We start from the raw sequence: 25,356 nt of genomic DNA, 5'->3' as shown, positions 1-25,356 counted from the left end.
AAAAAACGATCATGAAGAAAATGTTGTTACTGGCGGGTATTGCCGGCCTGGCATCTTTTTATTTGTCAGCCCGCAAACCGGCAACGCCGCCAAAGCCCAATTTCATATTCATTCTTACAGACGACCAGGGATGGACTTCCATATCCGCCGCCATGGACGACCGGCACCCCGGTTTCAAAAGCAGTTATTACGAAACGCCGAACATCGACCGGCTCGGCAACAGCGGCATGCGCTTCAGCCGGGGATACGCGCCCGCCGCGCTTTGCACGCCCTCGCGCCGCAGTATTCAGTTCGGACAATCGCCCATTCATACCGGCGACGCCACTTTCGCGGAACGGTATGATCCGCGCAAACAAAAATGGCTCACCATTCCAGCGCTTCTCAAATCCATCGATCCGGATTACAAGGCCGCGCACTATGGAAAGTGGGACCTGCGGGCAGGCATCTTCCCGGAAGACCTCGGATATGATGAAAGCGACGGCAACACCGGCAATGCGAACGGCGATGTGATGACGGACACCAAAACCAAGTGGGATCAGGTATACATCACCAAAGACCCCAAGAGAACAGGCACCGTCACCGACCGCGCGCTGAGCTTCATGCAGCGGCAAACCGGCGCGGGGCACCCGTTCTACCTGCAGGTATCTTATTACGCGCCGCATGTAGATATGCAGGCCACAAAGGAAACCTTTGAAAAATATCAACGCAAATCCAAAGGCGGCATACACGGCATCCCCGGCTGGGGCGCCATGCTCGAAGATATGGACAAGGGGCTGGGCCGCATACTCGATATGGTGGAACAGCTTGGCATAGCAGATAACACCTATATCATTTTCATGTCAGACAACGGCGGCGTCCCTTCCTTCCCGCCTCCTTCCGGAAAAAATAAACTCGCCCCCGCAGGAAAAACAAACAACTACCCGTTGCGCGGAGGAAAATGGGTGCTGTACGAAGGCGGCATCCGCGTGCCGTTCATCATCAGCGGGCCGGGCATTCGTCCCGGCAGCTATTGCCATACACCCGTGCTGGGATATGATATTCTTCCCACGCTCGGCGACCTTGCAGGCAACGCCAACGCCCTGCCGGACTATCTCGATGGCAGCAGCATCAAAGCGCTGCTGATGAACCCCGCACAGGGAACCGTGCAAAGAAAGGACGAAGAACTGTTCTTTCACCGCTATGAAAAAAGCTACGAGCATACCGCGATCATCGACGGCAATATGAAGCTGGTCAAATTATGGCGTACGAATAAAGTGGAAATGTACGATCTTGAAAAAGACCTGGAAGAAGCTCACGACCTCGCGCCCGCACAACCCGCCAAAGCAGCGGAACTGGAACGCAAGCTGATGCGGCATCTCGAGCAACAACAAGCGGAAGTGCTCGGCATCCGCAAACGCTTCCCGGAAGATTACCCGGTATTGCATCCGCGTTACCGCCAATGGCCCTCCCCGGCCGCGGACGTGCTGATAACTGACGTTCCGCCCGCGCTTAGCTGGCCCGCCGCCGGCAAGAACGCACATTACGACGTGCGGCTGTCGCAAGACGAAAACTTTGCCGCCACGCAGACCATACACGCGGAGAATATTCCCTGGACGCTGTTCAACCCGCACCGCACACTGGCGCCCGGCCGCTGGTTCTGGCAGTACCGCGAACACAAGGGCAAATGGTCATCCACAGCCACTTTCCGCATGCCGGAAAAGATGCCTTACGCCGCCTCACCTCCCGTAGAAAAATTGCTGTCCGCTATTCCCCGGCATCATCCCCGCGTGCTGACCGATAAAAAGCAGCTGGCTACCAGCTCTGCTGACGCAACAGCAATCATCCGCGCGGCGGACAAACTGATGAACGCGGTACCGAACGAGGCGCCCGAACTGCGCCACACCGGGAAGAAAACCGGCACGTATGAAGATTCCAAAATAAAAGACTCCCAAAGCAAGTCGCTGGGCTTCGGCGCCATGCGGCATATCACCGCCTACTGCCAGGCATACCTGCTCACCAAACAACAGAAATATGCAACCAAAGCCATTCAATGGGCCAGGGCCATATCCCGCTGGGACCCCGAAGGTGTCACCAGCCTCAGCGATTTCGGGGATGCTGGTTGTATGCTGGCCATGTCGCTCGCTTATGACACCTTTAACGATCAGCTTTCTGCACAGGACAAAAAAGCCCTGCTGGAAAACATCCGTGTGCGCGCCGCCCGGTTTTACCATCACTGGATCAACGACGTAGATGCCAAGGTATTGTCCGCCCACGTATGGCAATACAACCTGCACTTCTTCATGCAAACCGCCCTCGCCACTTACGGCGATCTCAAGGAAGCGCGCGACTGGCTCACCTATGCTTACGAGCTGTGGACTTCCCGCTCCCCCATACTGGGCGGCACAGAAGGCGGATGGCTGGAAGGCGCGTCCTATTTCAGGATCAACATGGAAGCGCTGCTGGAAATTCCGCTCATCATCAAAAATTATACAGGCTTTGACCTCCTCCGCAATCATCCCTGGTACGCCAACAATCCCTACTGGATGATGTATTCCTTTCCGGCCGGATCTTTCAGCGACGGCTTCGGCGATAATGTAGAAACCGTTCCTTCGCCGGGCGCCGATTACCTCGCCTATGCGGACGCACTGGCCAGGCTCACCGGCGACCGCGTTGCCGCCACCTACGCGCAGAAAATAGAACAAACAGAAAAACTGCAGGTGACGGATGCCGATATGTTCCGCTGGCTGCGGCTGCGGTACCTGGGGCAAACGCAGCGCCCGCCGGTACTGCCGGACAGCGCTTTTGGGCCTGCGCGCGTATTCAGCGACATCGGCGTAGTGGACATGCACAACCCGGAAAGTAAGCTGATGGTGACCATGCGGGCCAGTCCATATGGCGCGTACGGCCACATGCTGGCGGACCAGAACACCTTCAACATATTACATGCGGGGAAGCGGCTCTTTTACATGTCCGGCCACAAAGTAGCCATGAGCGACCGGCACCGGCTGGAATGGTACAAAGCCACTGTTGGGCATAACGGCGTATTGATAGATGGCAAGGGCCAGGGATTTGATTCGGAGAGTTACGGATGGATACCCCGTTTTGTCAACGGGCGGCAGGTGTCCTATGCAGTGGGGGATGCGTCGATGGCGTACGGCAGCAAATCAGGATTGAAAAAGTTCCGCCGGCATCTGCTGTTCCTTCATCCGGATGTGGTGATCGTGTATGACGATCTGGAAGCGGACCATCCTGCTTCCTGGGATTGGTACATTCACAGTATGCAATCCATTGCAATTGATACTTCAAAAGACTATTTTTATTGCACGCTGGATGATGTTTCCGCCGCGGCATCCTTCTTCAGCTCGCAACCAGTGCAATGGGCGCTGGCGGATACCTTCGCCGTTCCCGCGGAGAACTGGATGCAGCGAAGGGATTCCACAGGCCGGCTGATCGCCTATGAAAACGATCAATGGCACCTGAAAGCAGCGACCACACGAAAGGCTGGCAAAGTCCGCTTCCTGACCGTTATGAAAATACACGGCGGACAACCGGCCTTACCCGTACGCATCAACGAAAGAAACGAGATCGTCATCGGCAACTGGACGGTAAAAGCAGCACTGAACACCGGCAGGCCCGCCGTGCTCCAGGCTTCCGCAAACGACGGCCAGTTTTTTTTCCGTTCAGGCGACGACGTTACCCGCCTGCGTGAGCGTGTGAACGGCCAATGGGTGGAAACTACAACAGCAGATAAACTACCGGAAACCGTGCAACAAATTCCCGTAAATAGATGATCATGCGACACACCACATGGCTGATAGCCGTAACATGCCTGACAGCGCTGATGGCCTGCGGGCAGCAGCCTCCCGCGAAGAAAAAACCGAACATCCTGTTCGTGATCACAGACGATCAGTCGTTTCCCTACGCTTCCGCCTACGGAACGCCCGGCGTGCGCACACCCGTTTTTGATGCGGTGGCGGCAAGCGGCGTACTGTTCAACAATGCGTTCGCGGCGGCGCCGCAGTGCAGTCCCTCAAGGGCGGCTCTTCTCACCGGCCGCAACATATGGCAGCTGGAAGAAGCCGGCACGCACAGCAGCTATTTCCCGAAAAAATTCCCGGTGTTTACCGCTTTGCTGGACAGCGCCGGGTATAAAACCGGTTACACCGGCAAAGCCTGGGGGCCCGGGAACTGGAAAGATGCGGGATGGAAAAATAACCCCGTGGGCGTTGCCTACAATCAGCATACCATCGTGCCGCCTTATAAAACGATCAGCAACATTGATTACAGCGCGAACTTCAAAGCCTTCTACCAGCAGAAGCAGGCGGACCAGCCGTTCTTTTTCTGGGTGGGCACGCACGAGCCGCACCGCGCCTATACCAAAGGCTCCGGCGGCGATACCGGCGCGGTACACCTGCCGGCCTTTCTGCCGGACGATGCGGTGATAAAAAACGATCTCCGCGATTATGCGGAAGAGATCGCCTGGGCCGATGCGCAAATCGGAAAAATAATCGACTTCCTCCGCGAAAAAGGAGAACTGGAAAACACCCTCATCGTGCTGACATCCGACAACGGCATGCCCTTCCCTTCCGCCAAAGCCACGCTGATGGAATATGGCACGCATGTGCCGCTGGCGGTCAGCTGGAAAGGCGTGATAGAAGGCGGGAGAAGAACGGATGAGCTGGTGGGATTGATAGACCTCGCGCCGACATTCCTGCAGGCTGCCGGCGTAGCGGGCATGCCGCAGATATCCGGCAAAAGCCTGCTCCCGCTGCTGACGCAGCAAACCGATACGGCGCGCAACGCCTACGTGCTCACCGGCATGGAAAGGCATTCCGCTTCGCGGCCGGACAATGTGGGCTATCCGTCGAGAGCCATCAGAACAGCGGATTATCTTTTTGTGCTGAACTGCAAGCCGGACCGCTGGCCGGCCGGCGATCCGCCGCCCGCATCGGAAGCGCCTTCCCCTTCTCCTGACATCAAGCCGGTCGGGCGGGGTTATCACGATATCGATGATCCTTCACCGTCCAAATCATTTCTCATCACGCATAAAAACGAATGGCCGCAGCTGTTCCACCAGGGATTTGAAAAAAGACCGGCGGAGCTGCTGTACGATGTTCGTAACGATCCCGGCTGCACGAAAAATCTCGCGGCCGACCCGGCTTTCGATTCCGTGCGCCATGCATTGCGCAGCCAGCTGCAGGAAATGCTGACGCAGCAAGGCGATCCGCGGATGACCGACAACGGCGACATTTTTGAAAGTTATCCGCGGTTCGGCACCATGCGCAATTTTCCGGGCTTCAAAAAGAAGGGGGAATACAATCCCGCCTATCAGCACGCGGATCATTGATCACGCTTTTGAACAGACATTACATGAAACGAATCATCATCATTTCCCTGCTGCAATTGTCCGCCTTTCAGTGTTTACACGCGCAGCAAAAGGAAATTCCGGTTATCATCATCATGGCGGACCAGCTTCGTTATGATGCGATAGGGCCATACACGCCGCATATCAACGCGCTGAAAAAAGACGGTGTTGCATTCAACCGCACCTACACCGCCAGCCCGATATGCGTGCCTGCCCGCGGCGCTTTCTTCACTGGAAAATATCCCAGTAATAACGGCAGCCTCATCAACGGATGGGTAAAGCAGGATGAAGCGTACCGGAATGTAAAACAGGGTACCCGCAACCTGTATGAAACCATGGCCGCACACTGGGATGCCTGGCATGTGGGCAAGCAGCACTTCTTCACGCAGCCGGATATTGAAAAGGACACATCGGTGCACGTGCGGTGGATCACGCAGAAAACTTACCAGCAATGGCTCGTGCCGCAGGGTGTTAAGAAGCCCGGGGGCAGGGAGTTCACGGACTTCGCACCGGAACTGGTATCCGGGGCGTTCACCCATACCAAACGTTACACCGTGCCGGTGCACAAGTTATACAAGGAAGGGCTGCGCTATTTCCCGGATGATTATTTCGGGGAGCGGTCCGCCGCCATCATCCGCGGGCATAAAGGGAAACAGCCTTTGATGCTCGCCACGATGTTCATGTCCCCGCACCCTCCCTTTCACATTCCCGCGCCTTATTACGACAAGGTGCGCAGGCAGGACATCCGCATTCCCGCCAACGTGGGGCAATGGTACGAGGGGCAGTCACCCCTGCAGCTGTACGGCCTTGCCGGCTTTATCGGCTCCCGCTATTCAAGGGAGCAATGGGAAGATGTGTGGCCGCGCTACATGGGCCTTGTGAGCCTGCTGGACGATGAAACCGGCAAGATCATACAGGCGCTGAAAGATAAAGGCATGTATGACGATGCGCTGATCATTTTTACAGCGGACCATGGTGAAATGTTAGGCAGTCATTCGCTCTGGATGAAGATGTGCATGTACGAAGAATCTGCGCGTGTTCCACTGATCATCAAATTCCCGCGCAGCTTCCGCCCCGCCATCCGGGAAACCTCGCAGCCGGTGAGCCTGATAGACGTATGGCCTACCCTCATAGATTACCTCGGCATCCATAACGCCGGCGAAACAGACGGCCTGTCGCTATTACCGCTGGCAAAAGGCGGTAAGTTCAGCCGGAACAAGGTGTTCATACAATACGACGGCAATGCCGCCTACGGCAGCAATCAGCGCTGCGTGGTAAGCGGCCCGCACAAGCTCATCATGGACACGTTCCGCGATGAGATCTACCTCGAGCTGTATAACGTGGAAAAAGATCCGCAGGAAAAAGAAAATCTTGTGAAGCAACCCGCGTACCGCGCACTAACGGAACAGCTCATCAGTGAAATAAGAAAGCACATGCGCGAAACCGGCGACCTCCTCCGCTTTCCCGAAGATGCCTACCAGCAATTCATGAACAATTATGCAACGCTCGATGAAAAATCCGATTCCTGAAATACTGACGGCCTCCGCCTTATGCATGGGCTTGCTGACGGCCTGCCATCAACCGAAGCCGGCGCCCGCGCATCCCAACATTGTGTACATACTGGCGGACGACCTCGGCTATGGCGATGTATCTTCCTATAATCCTGCATCCGCTATCCGCACGCCGCACATCGACAAGCTGGCGGCGGAAGGCATACGGTTCATGGATGCGCATTCGTCGTCTTCCGTATGCACTCCTTCGCGTTACGGCATACTCACGGGCGTATACTGCTGGCGCTCCCGCCTGAAACAGGGCGTGCTGCGCGGTTACGGCGGCTCGCTCATCGAAAGGGGGCAGCTCACCGCGGCCAGCCTGCTGCAACAGCGCGGGTACACCACTGCCGCCATCGGGAAGTGGCACCTCGGCCTGAACTGGGCCATCAAAAAAGGCCACGAACAAACCCTGCTGTTGCCGGAACCCGATCCGGAAGACATCGATTTTTCCCGGCCCGTGGATGACGGTCCCAATACACACGGTTTCGACTACTCGTACATCCTGCCCGCGTCGCTGGACATGCCGCCGTATTGCTATCTGCGCAATGATTCCCTGACGGCGATACCCGACCTTCACACGGAAGGCAATGCAGTACGCGGCAAAGATGCGCCGGATTACGCGACAGGCGCGTTCTGGCGCGCGGGAAGAATGGCGCCGGGATTTGATTTTTCACAGGTGCTGCCGCACCTGACGCAGCAGGCCGTTACTTACATCGAACAACAAAAAAATACCGGAAAACCCTTCTTCCTTTACTTCGCCATGCCTGCCCCCCATACCCCCTGGCTGGCCGCGCCCGAATACCAGGGAGCTTCCCGCGCGGGCGGCTACGGCGATTATGTAGCCATGACGGACGCGATGGTGGGCAAAGTGCTCGCAGCCATTGAACAAAGCGGGCTGGGCGACAATACCATCGTTATTTTCAGCAGCGACAACGGCCCTTACTGGCGGCCGTCCATGACGGAACTGTACGGGCATCGTTCCGCGGGCATCTACCGTGGCATGAAAGCCGATATCTGGGACGGCGGGCACCGCGTACCCCTTATCATGCGGTGGCCGGAACAGATACAGGCCGGCAGCACCAGCCATATCACCACTTCGCTGACCAACCTCGTGGCTACCTGCTCCGAGCTGACCGGCGGCCCCGCGCGGGTGCCCGCCGCGGTGGACAGCTACAGCATACTGCCCGCCATGCTGGGCAGGCCGGATTCCGCCACGATCCCGCAGATCATTGTACATGCTTCTTCCCAGGGAATGTTCGGCATCCGCAACGGGGACTGGAAATGGGTGGAAGGTCTCGGCTCCGGCGGATTCAGCACACCTGTTACCGAAAAGCCGCAGCCGGGCGGGCCGCAGGGACAATTGTACAACATGCGCACAGATCCCTCCGAAATGCAGAACCACTGCCTGCAAATGCCGGGGCGCGCAAAAGCGTTAAGGCATTCGCTCGACAGCATCAAACAATTAACCATTCAACATTGACAGATAACATGAGATGGATCGCATTACTAGCCATTGTATCGCTTTCCTGCGGCGTTTCCGCGGAAAAAAAACCAGCGGAGCAGCCCAACATCCTGCTGATCATGGCGGACGACATGGGCTTTTCCGACATCGGATGTTATGGCGGTGAAATCCGTACGCCGAACATCGACCGGCTGTCCCGCGAAGGCATCCGCTTTACCCGGTTCTACAACAACGCCTGGTGCTCCCCTACCCGCGCCTCTCTGCTGACGGGACTGTACCCGCAGCAGGTGGGCATGGCCGGCCTTGCCTGGCCGAAAACTGGTCCAGCTGGCCCGGAACAGGGTTACCTCAACGACCGCTGCGTAACGCTGGCGGAAGTATTGAAGGAAGCGGGGTACTACACCGCCATGTCCGGCAAATGGCATCTCGGCGAACACCGGCCGTACTGGCCTACAGACCGCGGATTTGATAACTACTTCGGGCTGATCAGCGGCGCCGTGAATTACTTCGACATCACAAAAGACAAAACGCCCGCCACCGTCCGCACCATGGCGCTGAACGATCAACGCTATTATCCTCCCAAAGAAGGATTTTACATGACCGACGCCATTACCACTTACGCCGGCAAAATACTCTCGGCGCAAAAAAATGCGGCAACACCGTTCTTCCTGTACGTAGCCTACACCGCGCCGCACTGGCCGCTGCATGCGCTGCCGGAAGATATCGCGCGGTATGAAGGCAAATACGAAAGCGGCTGGGATTCCCTGCGCATCCAGCGTTACCGGAGGCTCCGGGAGCTGGGCATCATCAGCGACGCCACCCCGCTTTCACCGAGGGATTCCGGCGTAACGGCCTGGTCGGACTTACCGGCAAAGACCCGGAAAGAAATGGCGCACAAAATGGCCGTATATGCGGCGCAGGTAGACCGCATGGACCAGGGCATCGGGCAGATACTTGATCAGCTCGACGCTTCCGGCAAAGCGGAGAACACCATCGTTATTTTTCTCGCGGACAATGGCGGATGCGCCGAAGGCGGGCCACAGGGTTTAGACCACCGGAAGAACGGCATCCCTCCCGGCGGTGAGGATTCCTACATGAGCTACGGCCAATCCTGGGCAAACGCCAGCAACACGCCCTTCCGTCAATTTAAAAAAGACCTGCTGGAAGGCGGCATCTCCACACCGCTGATCGTGCGCTGGCCCAGGGGTATACGGCCGGAGCGGTACGGACAGGTGATGGAACAGATGGGGCATGTAACAGACATTATGCCCACGCTTTGCGCCGCGGCAGGCGCGCGCTACCCGACGCAATACAAGGGGCGCGAGGTGCTGCCCGTGGAAGGCGAGAACCTGTTGCCGGCCATTGCAAAAGGAACGGTACAGCCGCATCAGCCGGTATGCTGGTCGCTGAACGATGAAAGGGCCGTTATAACGGGAAAGCATAAACTGATATCCGCCGGGAAAAACGCCCCCTGGGAACTGTACGACCTGGAAAAAGACCGCACCGAAAGCAACGACCGCGCCGCCAGCTCTCCCCTGCAGGCAAAAGACATGCAGCAGCACTGGGAAAACTGGGCGCAACATGTGGGCATCCGGTAGCTATGAACTTTTAAATTAAGGTAAACTATGACCGCTACAAGAATTCTGACGGGCATCGCGCTAACGCTGGCCGCCCCGTTATGCACATACGGCCAGGTAACGATCTATCACGGCGCCAACAGCACGCCAACGGAACTGGCCGTCTGCGCCGACCTCCGGGAAGATATTGAAAAAGTGACCGGCGCTACCGCGCGCATCACAACCGAACCCGCGGGTATAACGGGAACGGATATCTGCTACCTCGTGGGAACGCCCGCCAGCAGCCAGCTGCTATCAAAAATGCTGAAAAATGAAAAGCCCGGAGGCGACGGCATCATCCGCACCACCGGCGCACTGACCATACTGGCGGGAACCACCGTGGAAGGCATGCAGAACACCGTATACGAGTATTCCCGCACAACGCTCGGCATCGATCCGATGTATTACTGGACAGGTATAGCGCCCAGCAAAAAAAAGCTGGCGGATCTCCGTAAAACGCAGAACAGGATAGTGCCCGCGCAAAAGGTACCCATCGTTTGCTACTTCGAGAACGATGTGGACGAGCTGGCGAACATGCGTAAGCCCTACCTCGAATACGATATGGACACCTGGAAGGGAATGATCAACTCCCTCCGCCGGATACGCTACAACGCCATCCATCCGTTCGATATGCTGGGCCGCCCGGAATTCTACACCCGCGAGCCTTACCGCCAGCTGCGGCCCGATTATAAAGTGAACCTGCCGCTGGTAGACAGCATGATAGACTACGCGCACCTCAAAGGCATGAAAGTACAGGTAGACCTCAGCCTCGGCTATCACATGCGCTCCATCAGCGACACCGAAGCGCTTTGCTGGACGCAGTACAAGGACAAATGGATCGAAACATGGATCTACTACCTGACGAAAACCCCGCTGGGCAAGGCAGACATTTACTCGCTGCGCCCCCGCAACCAGATATGGGACAGGGCTTACGTGAGCAGCTGCGGCGAAAACCGCGTGGAGATATTCAACCAGGTATTCGCCACGCTGGACAGCCTGCTGGCGATCTACAAACCGGGCGCACTCAAGGTTTGTACCTGCTACGACGATGGTATGGACCTTTTCAACGAAGGCTTTCAGCCGCCGAAAGATTTTATCGTGGTATGGGCGGACGACGGCTATTGCAGCTTCGACAGGATGCCCGCCAGCACAAAAGGATACCCTTTCGGCACTTACATGCATGCGGGATTCTGGACCAATCATACCGTGCACGATCCCTGCCCCCCGCTGATAGATTCCATCATGACCTTCATGCATCAACATTATGATGCGGATAAATATCTCAAAGTAAACGGGCAAACGTTCCGCCCCTTCCTCCTGAACCTGGAAGCCTTCGGCGAATGGGCCTTTGATCCGGAAAACTTCGACGGCGAAGCATTCTACCGGCAATGGACCACCCGTTACTTCGGACAGCAGGCATCGCCGCACGCCATCGCATCGATGAAAAAGCTGCACGAATCGCACTTTTCCCGGACAGGCTACGTAAAAAAACTCTCCGACATCAAAAAACTGATCGGCTTCCTCAGTGACACGAAAGTGCCGACGCCGCACGGATCTTTCACCGCGCGGTACAACGACCTGGAAGCCCCCGGCACGGAGCAGCGGCATGCATTGGTGGAAGCGGCCTACAAGGCGGCAGCAAAAGGGCTTTCCGCGGGCAACGATTTTTACCACGATTATGTATACCTTCCCGCACTGATGTACTGGCAACTGCTGGAGCTGGAAAAAACGCTGCTAACAGCCGCTCATCTTAAACAGGCTTTCCTTACAAATGGCGAAAAGCAAAACATCGCGAAAGCGGAACAGCTGGCGGTCAAAGCCATGCAGCAAATGAAAGCCATCGATAAAACCTGCATGGAAGGCGACAGGAACCCGCAATGGAAAACATGGTACGATCCCGCCAAACGGCGGCCCAACAACGGCTTCCCCACAACCGGCATGATCACCGCCATTCAACAGCATCTGCATCAACTTTCCGCACGATAAAAAAGAAAAACATGCGCACAGGATATTTTATAACGACGATCATCTTACTGGCCTTATCTGTTGCTCCGAAAGCAGACGCCGCGCCGCTGCCGGACAGCCTGATAAAATACGTGCAGCCACTGATAGGCACCGCCGCCAGCACCATCATCGCCAGTGGCATCCACGGCAAAGGCACGGAACAGTACGCCAACACCATTCCTGCCGTGGGCGTGCCTTTCGGCATGACCCAATGGACGCCGCAAACACGCACCTCCGAACAGAAATGCAGGCCGCCGTATATGTATAAGGACAGCCTTTTCAGCGGCTTCAGGGGCACGCACTGGCTCAGCGGTTCCTGCACGCAGGATTACGGCAGCTTTACCATCATGCCTATGACAGGTTCCCTGAAGGTAACGCTGAACGAATATGCTACCCGCTTTTCTCACGACGAAGAACAGTCCGCTCCGCATTACTACGCGGTACAGCTGAATGAATATCAGTTGCTGGCGGAAGTAACGGCATTGGCCCGCAGCAGCATCATGCGCATTACGATGCACAAGGACGACAACCTGCACCTGCTGGTAACGCCCAACAGCGACCAGGGAGAAGGCTTTATAAAAATAAACCGGCAGAAGAACCAGATAGAAGGATATAATCCCGCGCACCGCATTTACCAGGGATGGGGCAAGCCCGCAGGCTTTGCCGGGTACTTTGTGGTGAAGGCGGAAATTGTACCGGATGATGCCGGCACTTTTTCCAGCGGACGGCCCACCGCGGCAGACAGCCTTCTGCGCATGCCCGGCATCGGCGCATACGCCAGCTGGAAGCTCCAAAAAGGAACGAAGCTGATCATCCGCACCGGCACTTCCTTCACCAGCATCGCGGAAGCGGAAAAGAACCTGCAAGCCGAAATACCCGGACAGGATTTCGATGCCGTACGGGCAAAAGCCGCGGGTGAATGGGAAAAAGCCCTGCGCAAAATCACCGTCAGCTCCAGCGACCAACGCTCGCTGAACATTTTCTACACGGCATTCTACCACACCATGCAGCAGCCGCGCCTGTTCAGCGATGTCAGCGGCACCTACCCCGCTTTCTCCAGACAATATGAAACAGCGAAACTGACGGAGGGAAATTATTACGATGATTTTTCGATGTGGGATATCTACCGCACCATGCTTCCCCTCTACGAGATCATTGACCCGGCGCTGATCAACGACTTCGTCCGTTCCATGATCATCAAAGGGCAACAGGGCGGATGGCTGCCGATATTCCCCTGCTGGAACAGCTACACCTCCGCGATGATCGGCGATCATGTGACCGCGTTCATTTCTTCCGCATACCTCAAAGGCATCCGTGATTATGACGTGCAGGCCGCCTACAAATTAATGCGCCGCAATGCATTTGAAACACCCGATACCGCGGAATATTCGGACGGCAAAGGACGGCGGGCGTTGCAAAGCTACCTGCAATACGGGTACATCCCGCTGGAAGACAGCGTGATGGATGCTTTTCACAAAAGAGAACAGGTTTCCCGTACGCTGGAATACGCTTATGACGATCATGCCTTATCGCTCGTGGCAAAAGCGCTGGGCAAAAAAGAGGATTACCGCCGGCTGGCCGCCAATGCGCTCAACTACCGGCACATTTTTGATACCAGCGTGGGCTTCGTGAGAGGACGCTATGCTAACGGTAACTGGCACACGCCGTTTGAAGCGGATAAAAGAGCGCACTACATCACCGAAGGCACACCGCGGCAATATACCTGGTACGTGCCGCATGGGGAGGAAGACCTCATCCGGCTGAAAGGCGGTAAAATGAAATTTGAAGCGGCGCTGGACGATGTTTTCCGGATGAAGGAATACTGGCACGGCAACGAGCCGGGGCACCAGATCCCGTTCCTTTACAATTACACCGATGCGCCCTGGAAAACGCAGCGCGAGGTCAGGAACATCCTGGCAAGTGAATATACTTCCGGGCCGGGCGGTTTGAGCGGTAATGATGATGCGGGACAGATGTCCGCCTGGTACGTGATGGCGGCCATCGGCTTATATCCTGTCAATCCCGTATCCGGGCAATATGCCATCTGCTCCCCGCTTTTCGACACCGTGGCGATACGGTTGAAAGACGACCGCATATTCAGGATCATCACACAAAAAGCAACAGACAGCGCGGCATATATTTCTTCGATGACGCTCAATGGTAAAGCGCACAACATCTACCAGCTGGATTACGCCACACTGATGAAAGGCGGCGAAATGACGATGCGGCTTGCCAACCGGCCGCCGGTGGCGGATGCTGTTTCTTTCCGGAAAAAAGACATCCGGAAGCTGATGGAAAAAGTGGCGGACTGGCAGATCACCGAATGGGAGCATGGTGAAAAGAAAGAACGGATGAACCACTGGGTGAATGCTACCGGGCTGACGGGACTGATGGCCCTCGCGGATATCAGCCGCAACCGCGGATATATCAACTATGTTAAAAAAACGGGCGAAGCACTGCAATGGCAACCGGGGCCGAAGCGGTTCTTCGCGGATGATTATTGTATCGGGCAGGTGTATTCCCAGCTCTACATGAAATACAGGAACAATGAAATGATCGCGCCCTGGCAGGCACTGGCGGACAGTATCCTTGCCAAACCCAACAACGAGTCGCTGGAATGGAAAGACGGCGCTATCCGCCACCGGGAATGGTCCTGGTGCGACGCCCTCTACATGGGGCCCACCGCCCTGAGTTACCTCGCCACGGCCACCGGACAGCCAAAGTACCTCGACCTCGCCAGCAAGCTCTGGTGGAAAACAACGGACTACCTGTACGATCCGGAAGAACGGCTCTTCTTCCGCGACAGCCGGTATTTTGAGCGGCGCGAGCAAAACGGGCAGGAAGTTTTCTGGTCGAGAGGCAACGGATGGGTGATCGCCGGACTGGTGCGGGTGCTGGAGAACATGCCGGAGAACCACCCGGACAGAGCGCGGTTCGTGCAGCTCTTCCGCGAGATGTCTGAAAGGCTGGCGGAACTGCAGCAGGAAGACGGCAGCTGGCATGCCTCGTTGCTGGACCCGGACAGCTATCCTATCAAAGAGATCAGCGGAACGGGATTCTTTTGTTATGCGCTGTTATGGGGCATGAATCACGGTTTGCTGGATAAAGCAACGTACTGGCCGGTAGCCAGGGACGCATGGGCGGCGCTGGCACTGTCCGTTTCACCGGATGGGAAACCCGGATTCGTGCAGCCTATAGGCGCGGCGCCGGGCAAGGTGAATGCGGAAAGCACCGCGGCTTATGGCACGGGAGCGTTGCTGCTGGCGGGGGCGGAACTGTACCGGTTTGTGTCTACTCTATCCACACCGGCTGGGTGAACGCGCCGTTCACCGCCGCATCCCATACTTCCACCCGCACCCATTTCCTGTTGCGCAGGTCAACATTGAAGGTAAACTGCTGCCCGCCAAAAGCCTTCGTTTCATGCAGGCTGATGCGCTCTTTGTACACTTCCTTGCCATCGCCGGAAATGATCGTCGCATGGTTCAGCGGGAACGTCCATTTCACATCAATGGCGATGGTGGCTTTGCCGTCCGCGCCCAGTGAAAGCGTTTCTCCCGTCTTTTTACCATTCACGGTAAATGAAGGCAGCAGCACTTCGCCGGTGGAAACAAAGAACTTTCCCTGCTTCATGGCATCGAGCACGGACTGCCAGCCGTTTTCATACTGCGGCAAGGTATCCAGCTGCAGATAGTTTACGTTGAGGTGCGCGTACATTTCGTTTTGCGGGTTGATGGTGAATAAATCCGCTTCGGCGAGTACATGTTTTTTGTGTCCCCAGTTGGCCATATCGTCCAGCAGGTCGAGCACGCGGAGGCCGAGCCGGTCTATGGAAAGGTCTGCCGGCATGGCTTTCCAGGCGGCGCCGAAGAAATGATCGGAGGTGAAGAAATCTTCCTGCCGGTATTTATCGGGGTAACCGGTGGAACCTTTTGTTCTGGGATGCGCTGTCCACGCCAGCCCGTTTTCCAGTTCCAGCAGCTTCAGCATCTCTTCTTTATTACCGATGCGGTATACCTTCCCGTATTTCGGATCAGTTTCCACGAAAGGCGCGTCGGGCTTGCGGGACATGATCCAGTACACAGGCTTGGGGAAGAAGCTCAGCCAGTGGCCGCCGTAAAATTCGTTCGGTTCTTCGCCGGGCAGCAGCAGGAATTTATCACTGGAAAAACGTTTGCACATATCGTGCAGTGTTTTCAGTTCCAGCAGGCGCTTATCATCGGGACCTTTCGGGTGTGCGGTATAATGAAACTCCGCGAGGTGAACAATATCGATGCCCGTGCTGCGGAATACCTGCATGAAGTCAGGATTGTCCGGCAGCGGTTTGCCTGCGAGTATGCGGTGCATCACATTTTCGTTGTGAAAATGGCTGCTCATGGTTTTATATCCGGGCAGGGGCAGGTAAGCATCGCCGCGGGTGAATTGCTTCACGGCTTCCAGTGCTGCGCCCGCTTTTCCCGCGTCCAGCAGGCAAAAGAAATTCAGGCGTTGCTGCGTATTGGGCGGCGCGTTGAACCAGGGCACCCAGCGGTTATCACCCATCGGGTCCTGCCGGATGCCGAGGCCGAAGCCTTTCGCCCATTTCCGGTAATTATTGCCGTACCAGGTGAATTTTAAATTGAATGCTTCATCCAGCGGATAAAAATATTGATGCGGCGCGGGGAAAACGGCCAGGCTGCCTTTTTCATTCTCCCCGATGATCGTTCTGTACTTCACCGCTACGTTCACGAAGCTGTCCGCCACAGCGGGAGTGGATTGCAGCTTGTTGTCCGTATCCGACCAGGCGATCCTGTCCCAGGGATTGTTTTTACTCACCAGTCCCGCATCATACAGGATAGCGGTAGAATCTATCTGCGTCGCCATCACGGCCGCCACATTGAACAACGGGCTTCCGTGGTACAACGTAACTTCTATATCACCGCTGAACGGGCCGGCCTGCGCGGCTCCTATCTTCACCACGGTGCGGGTGCCGTCGCTATGCACACTGGCTTTCTTCCGGGTTACCCGCACGTGAAAAAGTTCGCGCGGCAGTTTGTTTGTTTTATCGAAAAATATGTTCCAGCCGTTCTGCGAAATAAGGTCCCGCTTGCCGGTGGTCAGCAGGAAAGCAGGGTCCAGCTGCCGGGCCACTTCGTTCACCGCTCCGGCGGTATTTATTTGCATGCTTTGGAACAAAGCGCCTTTACTATTGAGATCAAAAACAAGCTTTCCCGTGCGGCCTTCGCCGGCGGGCCAGCTGACATGCAGCAAATGCCGGCTGACGGTTGCTTTCGCGCCGCTCTTCGGGTTAAATGAAGAAAGGTCAACAGGTACCTGGGCATTTACCTGAAGGGTGAACATTAATAGCGACAGTGAAATAAGGTGTCGGATACGAGACATGTGGAATAATTTGATGACTTCCGACAAGATAAGAAATGTTCGCACTTTCCCACAACTCAATTTCCCATCCTTCGTTTTTCATCCGAATTGTTCGCATCGATCTTCTTCTTTGCAAATTCCTTTCCCGCTTTAAAATTCCACACGAATGAAAGCGAGGCCGTGCGCGTGGGCCGTTTCTGGTAAAAGTCGATGCGCGTGCCTTCATATTCCGTCAGCTCCCTTTCGCGGAAAGTGTTGAAGATGTCCGTAAAGCTCAGGCGCAGCCGGCCTTTGTTATTCCACATCCGGCGGGTGATGCCGATATCCGTATAAAATATGGCGGACAGTCTTGAGTTGGCACGGGTGGATGGAGAACTGTATTCCACATACAGGTCGATGTCCGCTACCTTTTCCCAGGTGTAGGTATGCGCGGTTTTAAGCGAAATCGAGGTACGGGAGATCCGTACCTCATCTAGTTCCGCGGTAGAATAATATAGCAGCAGGCCGTTATCGGCGCGCCAGTTTTTGAGAATGGCAACAGGCGCACTCAAAGACAAACCAAATTCCGTATTACGCGGAAAGTTCTTTGACATGTGCTCTATGATGCGTTCCTCAACAGTACGGGCAGTTTGCGCTATATAATTAGTGGTAGATTTAAAATATAGGTCTGCCGAGTACTCGTGACGCCAGGTATAACCTGCCTGGATGCTATGTGTATATTGGGGTTGCAAATTGGGGTTACCTGTTAAAATTGCAAAATCGTTTACCTGCAGGCGGTAGGGATTCAGATCATTATAAGCGGGCCTCCCTACCCGCCTTGCATAGTTCAGGTGAATGGAATTTCCTTTTTCTTCCTGCAGGCTGTGGTCAACGAACAGGGACGGGAACCAGCCGAAATAATTCCGGCGGATGGCTTCGCCGGATATGATGGAAATGCCTTTGGAATAGGTTTGTTCTCCCCGCAACCCTGCCTTGATGCTGGTGCGGAGAATGCGTTTTTCGAAGGAGCCGTAAAACATCAGGAGCTGCTCGCTATAGCGGAAGTCGTCACTGCGCGCGGGGTTCTTGATCCAGTCGCCATTCGCGTCATCTTCCGCCAGGATAGTATTGTGCCGGTTGATCTGCACGTATTTGAACCCGGTTCTGACAGCGGATTTCTTTTGCATGGCATGGGTGTAATCCACCTGCGCGCTGTACATGTCCGTGGCGCTCGGCGTGGTGGTGCGGAAGCCGCGGTCCATCGCCGGATCGCTGTATATGGAAAGCAGCGTGTTGGTTTCGTGCCTGCCGGCATGACTGTAGTCGCCGATCACTTTCAGCGAAGAGCCCAGACTGTCTATGCTCCAGGCATAGCTGAGCGTGGTGCTGCTGAACTTCGGTGTTCTGTGCCAGTCCGTATTGGCATCGCCCGTTACCTGTCCGCCAGGCCGGTCATACGTAAGGGTGGAATAGAAACCCTGTAATAACCTGCTGGCATTGCCGTTGTGCTGCAGGCTCAGCGTATGGTCGGAAGAAAAATCGTACACCACACCGCCGCGGTATTGCCGGCGCGTATTGTTATTGATGCGGTCGTTGAAATTGTAGATGTGGCTTTTATCCGGGTAATCGGTGGATGTTTTACCGATGTAGGCGCTGTTATCTCGCACGTAGCTATATCCGCCGAAGGCGTACCATTTTTTCAGCTTGTAATCCACCGAGAAGCCCGCGCCCGCATAGGGCTTTTTGCCCTGCTGCTTGTATTGCGCGTATACGGAGCCGGAAACGCCCTGCTGCCGCGCTTTCTTCAGGATGATATGCACGATGCCGCCGGAAGAGGTGGCTTCGTACTCGGAAGGTGGATTGGCGATCACCTCTATTTTGCTGATGTCTTCGGAGCGTAAGGATTTCAGGTATTCCGCCAGCTCGGGGCCGGACATGCGCTGCACGATGTCGTTGATCATCACGGTCACGGAGAGGTTGCCGGTGATGCGGATGCTGCCGTCCGGGCTGACCCAGATGCCGGGGGACTTCTGCAATACGTCCAGCCCGGAGTAGCCGGTGGACAGCATGCTGTTCTCCACGTTGATGATATAGCGGTCCGCCTTTCGGGTGATCATGGGCCGCCGGGCGGATACATTCACTTCCTTCAGCGTTCTTACCGTGTCTTTTTTTTGCGCCGCGGCCTCCCGCGCACTGACAACGCAAAGGCATACAGGAAGAATGATGGCGGCTGTTCTCATAATGTGAAACTACAGCCGGATAACAGGCAGGCAAAGCGGGATTGAGCAGTTGACGGTGATGAATGAGCCGTTGAAGGATCATTTGCCCGGTTGCAGCCTTTTCAGCAGCATTTCTTTCCGGGAGCGGGACACGTCGATCGTGGCGCCATCGCTCATCAGCAGGCTGCCGCCCTCTCCCCGGTTGTATTTGCGCACTTCATCGAGGTTAACAAGATAAGAATGGTGCACACGGAGAAAACGGTGCTCTTCCAGCATCTCTTCGATCTCTTTCAGGGTGCGGGAAATGATCAGCTTCTGGTGATCCGTTAAATTGAAGATGGTATAGTTGCTACTGGATGAGCAGTACAGGATGGAATTCACGGGAATGATCTGCAAGCCTTCCAGGGTAGGCAAGGCAATGCGGTTCACGGCGGGCTGCGGCTGCTGGAACCTGGACAATAACAGCTCCATCTGCTGCTGCAGGGAAGGCGATCTTTTCCCCGTTACCCGGCCCACAGCCGTTTTCAGCTCTTCCGGGTCCACCGGCTTCAGCAGGTAGTCCAGCGCACTGAAGCGGATGGCCTTGATCGCGTACTGATCGTAGCTGGTGGTAAAGATGCAGTCGAACGAAACGGGGCCTAACATTTCAAGCAATTCAAATCCGTTCAGGTAAGGCATTTCAATGTCCAGGAACACGAGCTGCGGTTGTAATTCCCGGATGAGCATCACCGCTTCCTTGGCGTTGTTGCAGACGGCGGTCACCGTCACATCGGGACAATGTTTTTTCAGCAGTGTTACCAGTGCCTGGGAAGCATAATGCTCATCGTCTATGATCATCGCGTTAATCATCGGCCGGTTTGTTGTGTATCTTTAAAATTACCATTGTTCCCGTTATTTCGCCTTTTTCGTTTTTAATATCTTCCGTCACAAAAGAGGTATCGGTCAGATCGCCGTTGAAAAGCGACAGCCTTTCGGCGCTGAGCCTGTTCCCGAAGGAGGCGCCTTTCTCCACCGCGCCCGAGCGGAACGCTGCCGCCCGCTCCCGGCCGATGCCGTTGTCGCTGATCTTGCATATCAGTATATCATTTTTCATACTGAAATGAATGCCGAGCTTTCCTTTTCCATCTTTATGCAGCAGCCCGTGCCAGATGGCGTTTTCACAAAAGGGCTGCAGGATGAAGGACGGTACGAAGATCATGGAAGGATGCAGGCCCGGGTCGAACTCGATGGTATAGTCGAATGCTTCCCTGAACCGCAGCTGCTCCATATTCAGGTAAAGGCGCAGCATGGCCAGCTCTTCTTCGAGGGTGATGGTTGTTTTACCGGCATTCACCAGCACGGTGCGGATGAGCTTGGAAAAACGGGTGAGGTATTGCGAGGCCCTGTTGTTTTCTTCATTGAGGATGAAGTGGTTGATGGAGCTGAGGCAGTTAAAGATAAAGTGAGGGTTCATCTGCGCCCGCAGGGCTTTCATTTCCAGCTCCGCGGCCCTTTGCTTCAGGTGCAGCTTTTCGTTTTTGTGCCGTAGATGGATGATGGAAAAAACGAAGATACAGGCGATCAGCACGCCGGCGATACAGGCGACCAGGATGTTGCGCTGCGCTTTCAGCCGGCCGGCTTCCGCTTCCTGCCGGAAGCTGAACAGTTTCCGCTTGAAGGTTTCGGATACCACGGAGTCTGTCAGTGCTTCATACTGCTTGTAATATTCCAGCGCCTGCCGGTCGTTTCCCCCGGCCTCGTAAATCTCCGAGAGCAGCTTCAGGGCGGCCCTTTTGCTTTGCCGGGCGCCGCGCGGGGAGGAATGGTCCAGCGAGGTCTGCGCCATTTCCAGCGCATGCGGCAGATCTTTCCGCGCGAGGTAGATCTTTCCCAGTCCCAGTGTGCTGCCAATGATGATATTGATATCGGTGAGCAGGGTGGATTCCCTGTACACCGAATCGTAATAGCGGAAAGCGATGTCATACTTTTTTTCCTGCAGATAGGTATCGCCCAACCGCATGCGGACCACCTTGCTGCCCTTGTTGCCGATGCGCGATCTGCCATATGCGGCGCGGGCTTCATCGATCTTTCCCATGGCGGCGTACAGTTCGCCTATGCGGTGATACAGCTCCCGGTAGGGATATTCGCCTTTGTAGGGCTTCAACGATTCCGCGCGCCGGTAATATGCCATGGCGGTCTCAAAATCGCCCATGTTCCGGTAAAGCGAGCCCATCTGCACGAGCGACAATATATGGTTCATATTGTTCTTGCCGTCTTCGAAAAGTTTCAGCGCTTCGGAAACCGTTTTGAATGCATTTTCATAATCGCCCTGATCGTCATAGATATTGCTGAGTATCCTTAAAGCGCTGCCCTCATCGCCCCGCGCGCCCACGCGCCGGAAGTGCTTTACGCTGAGCTTCACGGTATCTACCGCGGCATAGAACTTGCCATTGTACCACACCGCCTGCCCGATGCCCAGCAGGGCCTGCGCAAAAAGATATTCATCATCCAGCGCCAGCGCCATGTCCATTGCTTCATGGTAAGACGCCCAGGCATCCAGCGGCAGGAACTTCCACAGGAAGTTATTCCCTTCCCCGATAGCGCGCCGGCATTGCTCCACCGTTTGGGAGCGGGCGGGCAACGACAGGCAGCAAGCACAACAAATAAGCAATAACCAGGCAGATCTCGGCATGAATAAAACCAGTTAGACGGATAAAACTACCAAAATCCGGGTAATCCTCCGGTGGGGATGATTCCTTTGCAGGATCGGGTGAGCGGCTGGCGGGACCGGTGATCATTTCGGGGGCGGGGCGGCTTTCCTGCTGCGGCAATGCAGCTTTCCTGCTGCGGCGGTGCGGCTTTCGTGCCGCGGCATTGCAGCGGGCCGGATACGGTCTAGGAGCGCCGCAACAGCTCCAGCAGCTTTTTGTCCAGCTGCTGCCCATACCAGTTCTCATACTGCACATCCGCGCGGCGGGAATTGAGCACGCCAAAATCGCCGCTGAATTCCCACAGCCCGAAGCCGATGCCGTGGCTGCCCAGTATGTCCAGCACATCACCGAACCAGGCGAGGAAAACAGCATGCGGCGTTTTATTCCAGCAGCCGCATTCGCCGCAATGCACGCCCACGCCTTTATTCACCAGATCGATCCAGGGCTGGTAATATTTTTCCAACATTTCCCGGCTGTAGTGTTCATTGCCTACTTTTCCGGGCCACTTCGGTTCGGGGAGGTTGTTAACGTCCTTGTTCGCCCAGGGGGCCTTGTAGTGAGAGATCCTGCCGGGGTAATATCCGCGGCAGCTTTGCGCGATATCCAGATCGATTATTTCGGGGATAACGGTGTTGCCTACGTTGTTGCCATCGGCGATAACGATACGGGCGGGGTTTTCCTTGCGGATGGCGGCTGCCGCCGCCGCGGCTACTTTGCGGTATACCGCGCCGGGCACGGCGGAGGACGGGGAATGCTGATCGTTCATGTCTTCCCGCATTGCCGGCTCGTTCACCAGGTCGAAGCTGAGCTTTGCAGCCGCTACGGAACGGAAACGTCTGGCCCAGAAATTCCAGTGAAAGCAGAAAGCATCCTGCGCCTCCTGGTCTTTCCACAAGTTGTAAGGTTCGTAAAATCCCGCATTGATGCAATATCCCGGCGCGCGGTGGAGGTTCAGGCTGACGTGCATGCCGTAGCGGTGGGCCATCGTTACCAGCTTTTCGATCTCCGCCACGCGGGCTTCATCTATCCTGTACACTTCTTCGGGCGTGATCTTTTTATTGCGGTCGATCGCCAGGTAATTGGGATAGGCGATCGGTACGCGCACAAAGTTGAAGCCCCAGTCGCGCATCCAGCGGAAATGATCTTCCGGCGTAGGCCGGCGGGATTTAGAAGGGTCGGGCGAAAAGAAATCGAGCAGGTTAAATCCTTTCCAGGCGGGGAGCTTATTGGCCCTGAAAACGGTTGACGATGCTGCGGCGGTGGCGCCGAGCCCGCAGCCCGCGGCCAGTAATCCTGCATTTTTGATAAAAGAACGGCGTTCCATAGTGTAATAACTGAATAAACAAGTTAATGCAAAATAATCCGAAATCCTATGCGCTCCTTTTTTAAGACCTTAATGAAAGAAAACGCTTTACACATTAACAATTTTTAAATTGTATTTTATTTATCCCTGAAAACCTTCTCCCATAGCGATCTTTCGAGGATAACCCGTATGTGAGCCATATGTAAGCTATATCTGACTTATATACAAGTCATTCCAATAAGAGATGAGTTATCTAAAGCTTATCATTGATTTACATATTGTTTGATAAAGGCTGATCAGGAATAGGTCATTATCAGAGAAGAGGTTTATCACTATTGGAATTTAGCTGCATTCTGCCGCCACCACATTAGGCCCATGCTTGCGTTCCGGGCTATTTTTTTCTATGTTTATGCAAACAGCATATGAATGAACAGACGAACATTGTATTTCCTGCTCTGCGCATGCTTCTTCAGCATCGCAGACGCCCATGCCCAAAAACGTAAAAAGCCGAACGTGATCTTCATCCTCACGGATGACATGGGTTATGGCGACCTCGGTTGCTACGGCCACCCGCTGATCAAAACACCGCACCTGGACAAAATGGCGCGGGATGGATTCAGGAGCGGGGCTTTCATGGACCCTTCGCCCGCCTGCACGCCCACCAGGGCCTCGCTGCTCACCGGCCGCTATGCGGATAAGGTGAAGCTGGGGCGCGTGGTTGGTCCCGGCTCGAAAAACGGGCTGGCGGACAGCATTTTCAGCCTTGGCAAAATGTTCCGCGCCAACGGCTACCAGACCATGATCATCGGCAAATGGCATCTGGGCGACCAGCCGGGTACCAGGCCGCTCTCCCACGGCTTCGATCATTTCTTCGGCATGCTGTACAGCCACGATTTCCAGGACCCGTTCGTACAAACAGATACCGTACTGGCAGTATTCCGGGACCATGAACGTGTGATTGAAAAGCCCGACCACAGCAAGCTGATGCAGCTCTACACAGACAGCGCCATTGCGTATATCCGGCGCGCCGGCCGCCAGGATGCGCCTTTCTTCCTGTACCTTCCCTTCCCGATGCCGCATGCGCCGGTAGCCGCGGGCGCGGCATGGAAAGGGCATTCCGCCGCGGGGGTGTACGGAGATGTGATAGAAGAAATAGATGATTGCGTGGGCAGGATATTGCAGCAGCTGGATAAAAACACGATCGTACTTTTCTCCAGCGACAACGGCCCCTGGAACAATATGCCGGACCGGATGTTCGGGCGCGATATTGTAAAGCCCTGGGACCACGGCTCCACCGGTCCCTTCCGGGGAGGCAAGGCCAATACTTACGAAGGCGGGCACCGCGTGCCCTTCCTCGCATGGTGGCCCGGTCACATCCCGGCAGGCAGCTTTTCAAATGTTCCCTGCATCATGAACGACATGCTGCCCACCCTTGCTACCGCCACCGGCTATACGCCGCCGCTGCCCGGCAATATCAATGGCATCAGCATGTGGAACCACATCACCGGCAAACAGCCGTCCATGCCGGAAAGGGTGTTGTATTACCTGAATGCCGGCGGCTTGCTGGAAGCAGTGCGCCATGGGGACTGGAAGCTGCGGATCGCGAAAGCGGCGCCGTCGGAAACAGAGTTGTTCAACCTCTCCAACGACCCCTCGGAAAAGCATAACGTGGCAAAGCGGTATCCGGATAAAGTGAAGGAATTGCAACTGCTGTTAAAGGAATATGCATCGCTGTAAAAATTAATAAGGCCGTCCAGCGCGGGCGGCCTTACTATCCGTAGCCCTTTACCGGAAATTCAGCAGAATAAGCCTAATTTGCATGTTCTGGCTA

13 protein-coding genes are annotated in these 25,356 nt (G+C 55.5%); 8 read left to right on the top strand and 5 right to left on the bottom strand.

The window, feature by feature from the left end; translation table 11 throughout:
- The first annotated feature begins 11 nt into the window (after positions 1-11).
- Genes CCY01nite_RS19445 through CCY01nite_RS19415 form a run of 7 tightly spaced genes read left to right on the top strand, consistent with a single transcriptional unit; the run spans position 12 to position 15,296 of the window.
- Entirely contained in the window at positions 12-3,770 is a 3,759-nt protein-coding gene (locus CCY01nite_RS19445) for a DUF4962 domain-containing protein (RefSeq protein WP_146865309.1), read from the top strand.
- A gap of 2 nt (positions 3,771-3,772) precedes the next feature.
- Positions 3,773-5,326: a sulfatase family protein gene (locus tag CCY01nite_RS19440; RefSeq protein ID WP_186831154.1), complete on the top strand. Its 1,554-nt coding sequence runs from the start codon at positions 3,773-3,775 to the stop codon at positions 5,324-5,326.
- A gap of 23 nt (positions 5,327-5,349) precedes the next feature.
- Positions 5,350-6,873: a sulfatase family protein gene (locus tag CCY01nite_RS19435; RefSeq protein ID WP_146865305.1), complete on the top strand. Its 1,524-nt coding sequence runs from the start codon at positions 5,350-5,352 to the stop codon at positions 6,871-6,873.
- On the top strand, positions 6,854-8,377 hold the full coding sequence (locus tag CCY01nite_RS19430; RefSeq protein WP_186831153.1) for a sulfatase family protein: 1,524 nt from the start codon (positions 6,854-6,856) through the stop codon (positions 8,375-8,377). The genes CCY01nite_RS19435 and CCY01nite_RS19430 overlap by 20 nt, the downstream gene beginning before the upstream one ends.
- Positions 8,378-8,385: 8 nt before the next feature.
- The gene (locus CCY01nite_RS19425) at positions 8,386-9,957 is read left to right on the top strand and encodes an arylsulfatase (RefSeq protein WP_186831152.1); all 1,572 of its coding nucleotides are present in this window, start codon (positions 8,386-8,388) and stop codon (positions 9,955-9,957) included.
- Between the two features lie 27 nt (positions 9,958-9,984).
- Entirely contained in the window at positions 9,985-11,961 is a 1,977-nt protein-coding gene (locus tag CCY01nite_RS19420; RefSeq protein WP_146865299.1) for a glycosyl hydrolase 115 family protein, read from the top strand.
- Positions 11,962-11,972: 11 nt separating this feature from the next.
- Positions 11,973-15,296, top strand: coding sequence for a GH92 family glycosyl hydrolase (locus CCY01nite_RS19415; RefSeq protein ID WP_146865297.1), 3,324 nt, complete (start codon positions 11,973-11,975; stop codon positions 15,294-15,296).
- On the opposite strand, the gene CCY01nite_RS19410 is transcribed toward CCY01nite_RS19415, so the two are convergent.
- From CCY01nite_RS19410 to CCY01nite_RS19390, 5 genes are all read right to left on the bottom strand, one after another.
- The gene (locus CCY01nite_RS19410; protein ID WP_146865295.1) at positions 15,271-17,355 is read right to left on the bottom strand and encodes a CehA/McbA family metallohydrolase domain-containing protein; all 2,085 of its coding nucleotides are present in this window, start codon (positions 17,353-17,355) and stop codon (positions 15,271-15,273) included. The two genes, CCY01nite_RS19415 and CCY01nite_RS19410, sit on opposite strands and share 26 nt — an antisense overlap.
- Positions 17,356-17,411: 56 nt before the next feature.
- Complete coding sequence (locus CCY01nite_RS19405) at positions 17,412-19,553, bottom strand: outer membrane beta-barrel protein (protein ID WP_146865293.1); 2,142 nt, start codon at positions 19,551-19,553, stop codon at positions 17,412-17,414.
- 78 nt (positions 19,554-19,631) lie between these two features.
- Positions 19,632-20,381, bottom strand: a complete 750-nt coding sequence (locus CCY01nite_RS19400; protein ID WP_146865291.1) for a LytR/AlgR family response regulator transcription factor — start codon at positions 20,379-20,381, stop codon at positions 19,632-19,634.
- Positions 20,374-22,203, bottom strand: coding sequence for a tetratricopeptide repeat-containing sensor histidine kinase (locus CCY01nite_RS19395; RefSeq protein WP_146865289.1), 1,830 nt, complete (start codon positions 22,201-22,203; stop codon positions 20,374-20,376). The genes CCY01nite_RS19400 and CCY01nite_RS19395 overlap by 8 nt, the downstream gene beginning before the upstream one ends.
- Before the next feature lie 203 nt (positions 22,204-22,406).
- Entirely contained in the window at positions 22,407-23,546 is a 1,140-nt protein-coding gene (locus CCY01nite_RS19390) for a glycoside hydrolase family 5 protein (protein ID WP_146865287.1), read from the bottom strand.
- Positions 23,547-23,951: 405 nt separating this feature from the next.
- Here CCY01nite_RS19390 and CCY01nite_RS19385 point away from each other — a divergent pair, with 405 nt between their 5' ends.
- The gene (locus CCY01nite_RS19385; protein WP_146865285.1) at positions 23,952-25,262 is read left to right on the top strand and encodes a sulfatase-like hydrolase/transferase; all 1,311 of its coding nucleotides are present in this window, start codon (positions 23,952-23,954) and stop codon (positions 25,260-25,262) included.
- The last annotated feature ends 94 nt before the right edge of the window (positions 25,263-25,356 follow it).

Source organism: Chitinophaga cymbidii, assembly GCF_007992715.1.
Taxonomy (GTDB): domain Bacteria; phylum Bacteroidota; class Bacteroidia; order Chitinophagales; family Chitinophagaceae; genus Chitinophaga; species Chitinophaga cymbidii.
This window is presented reverse-complemented; position numbering and strand designations above follow the sequence as displayed.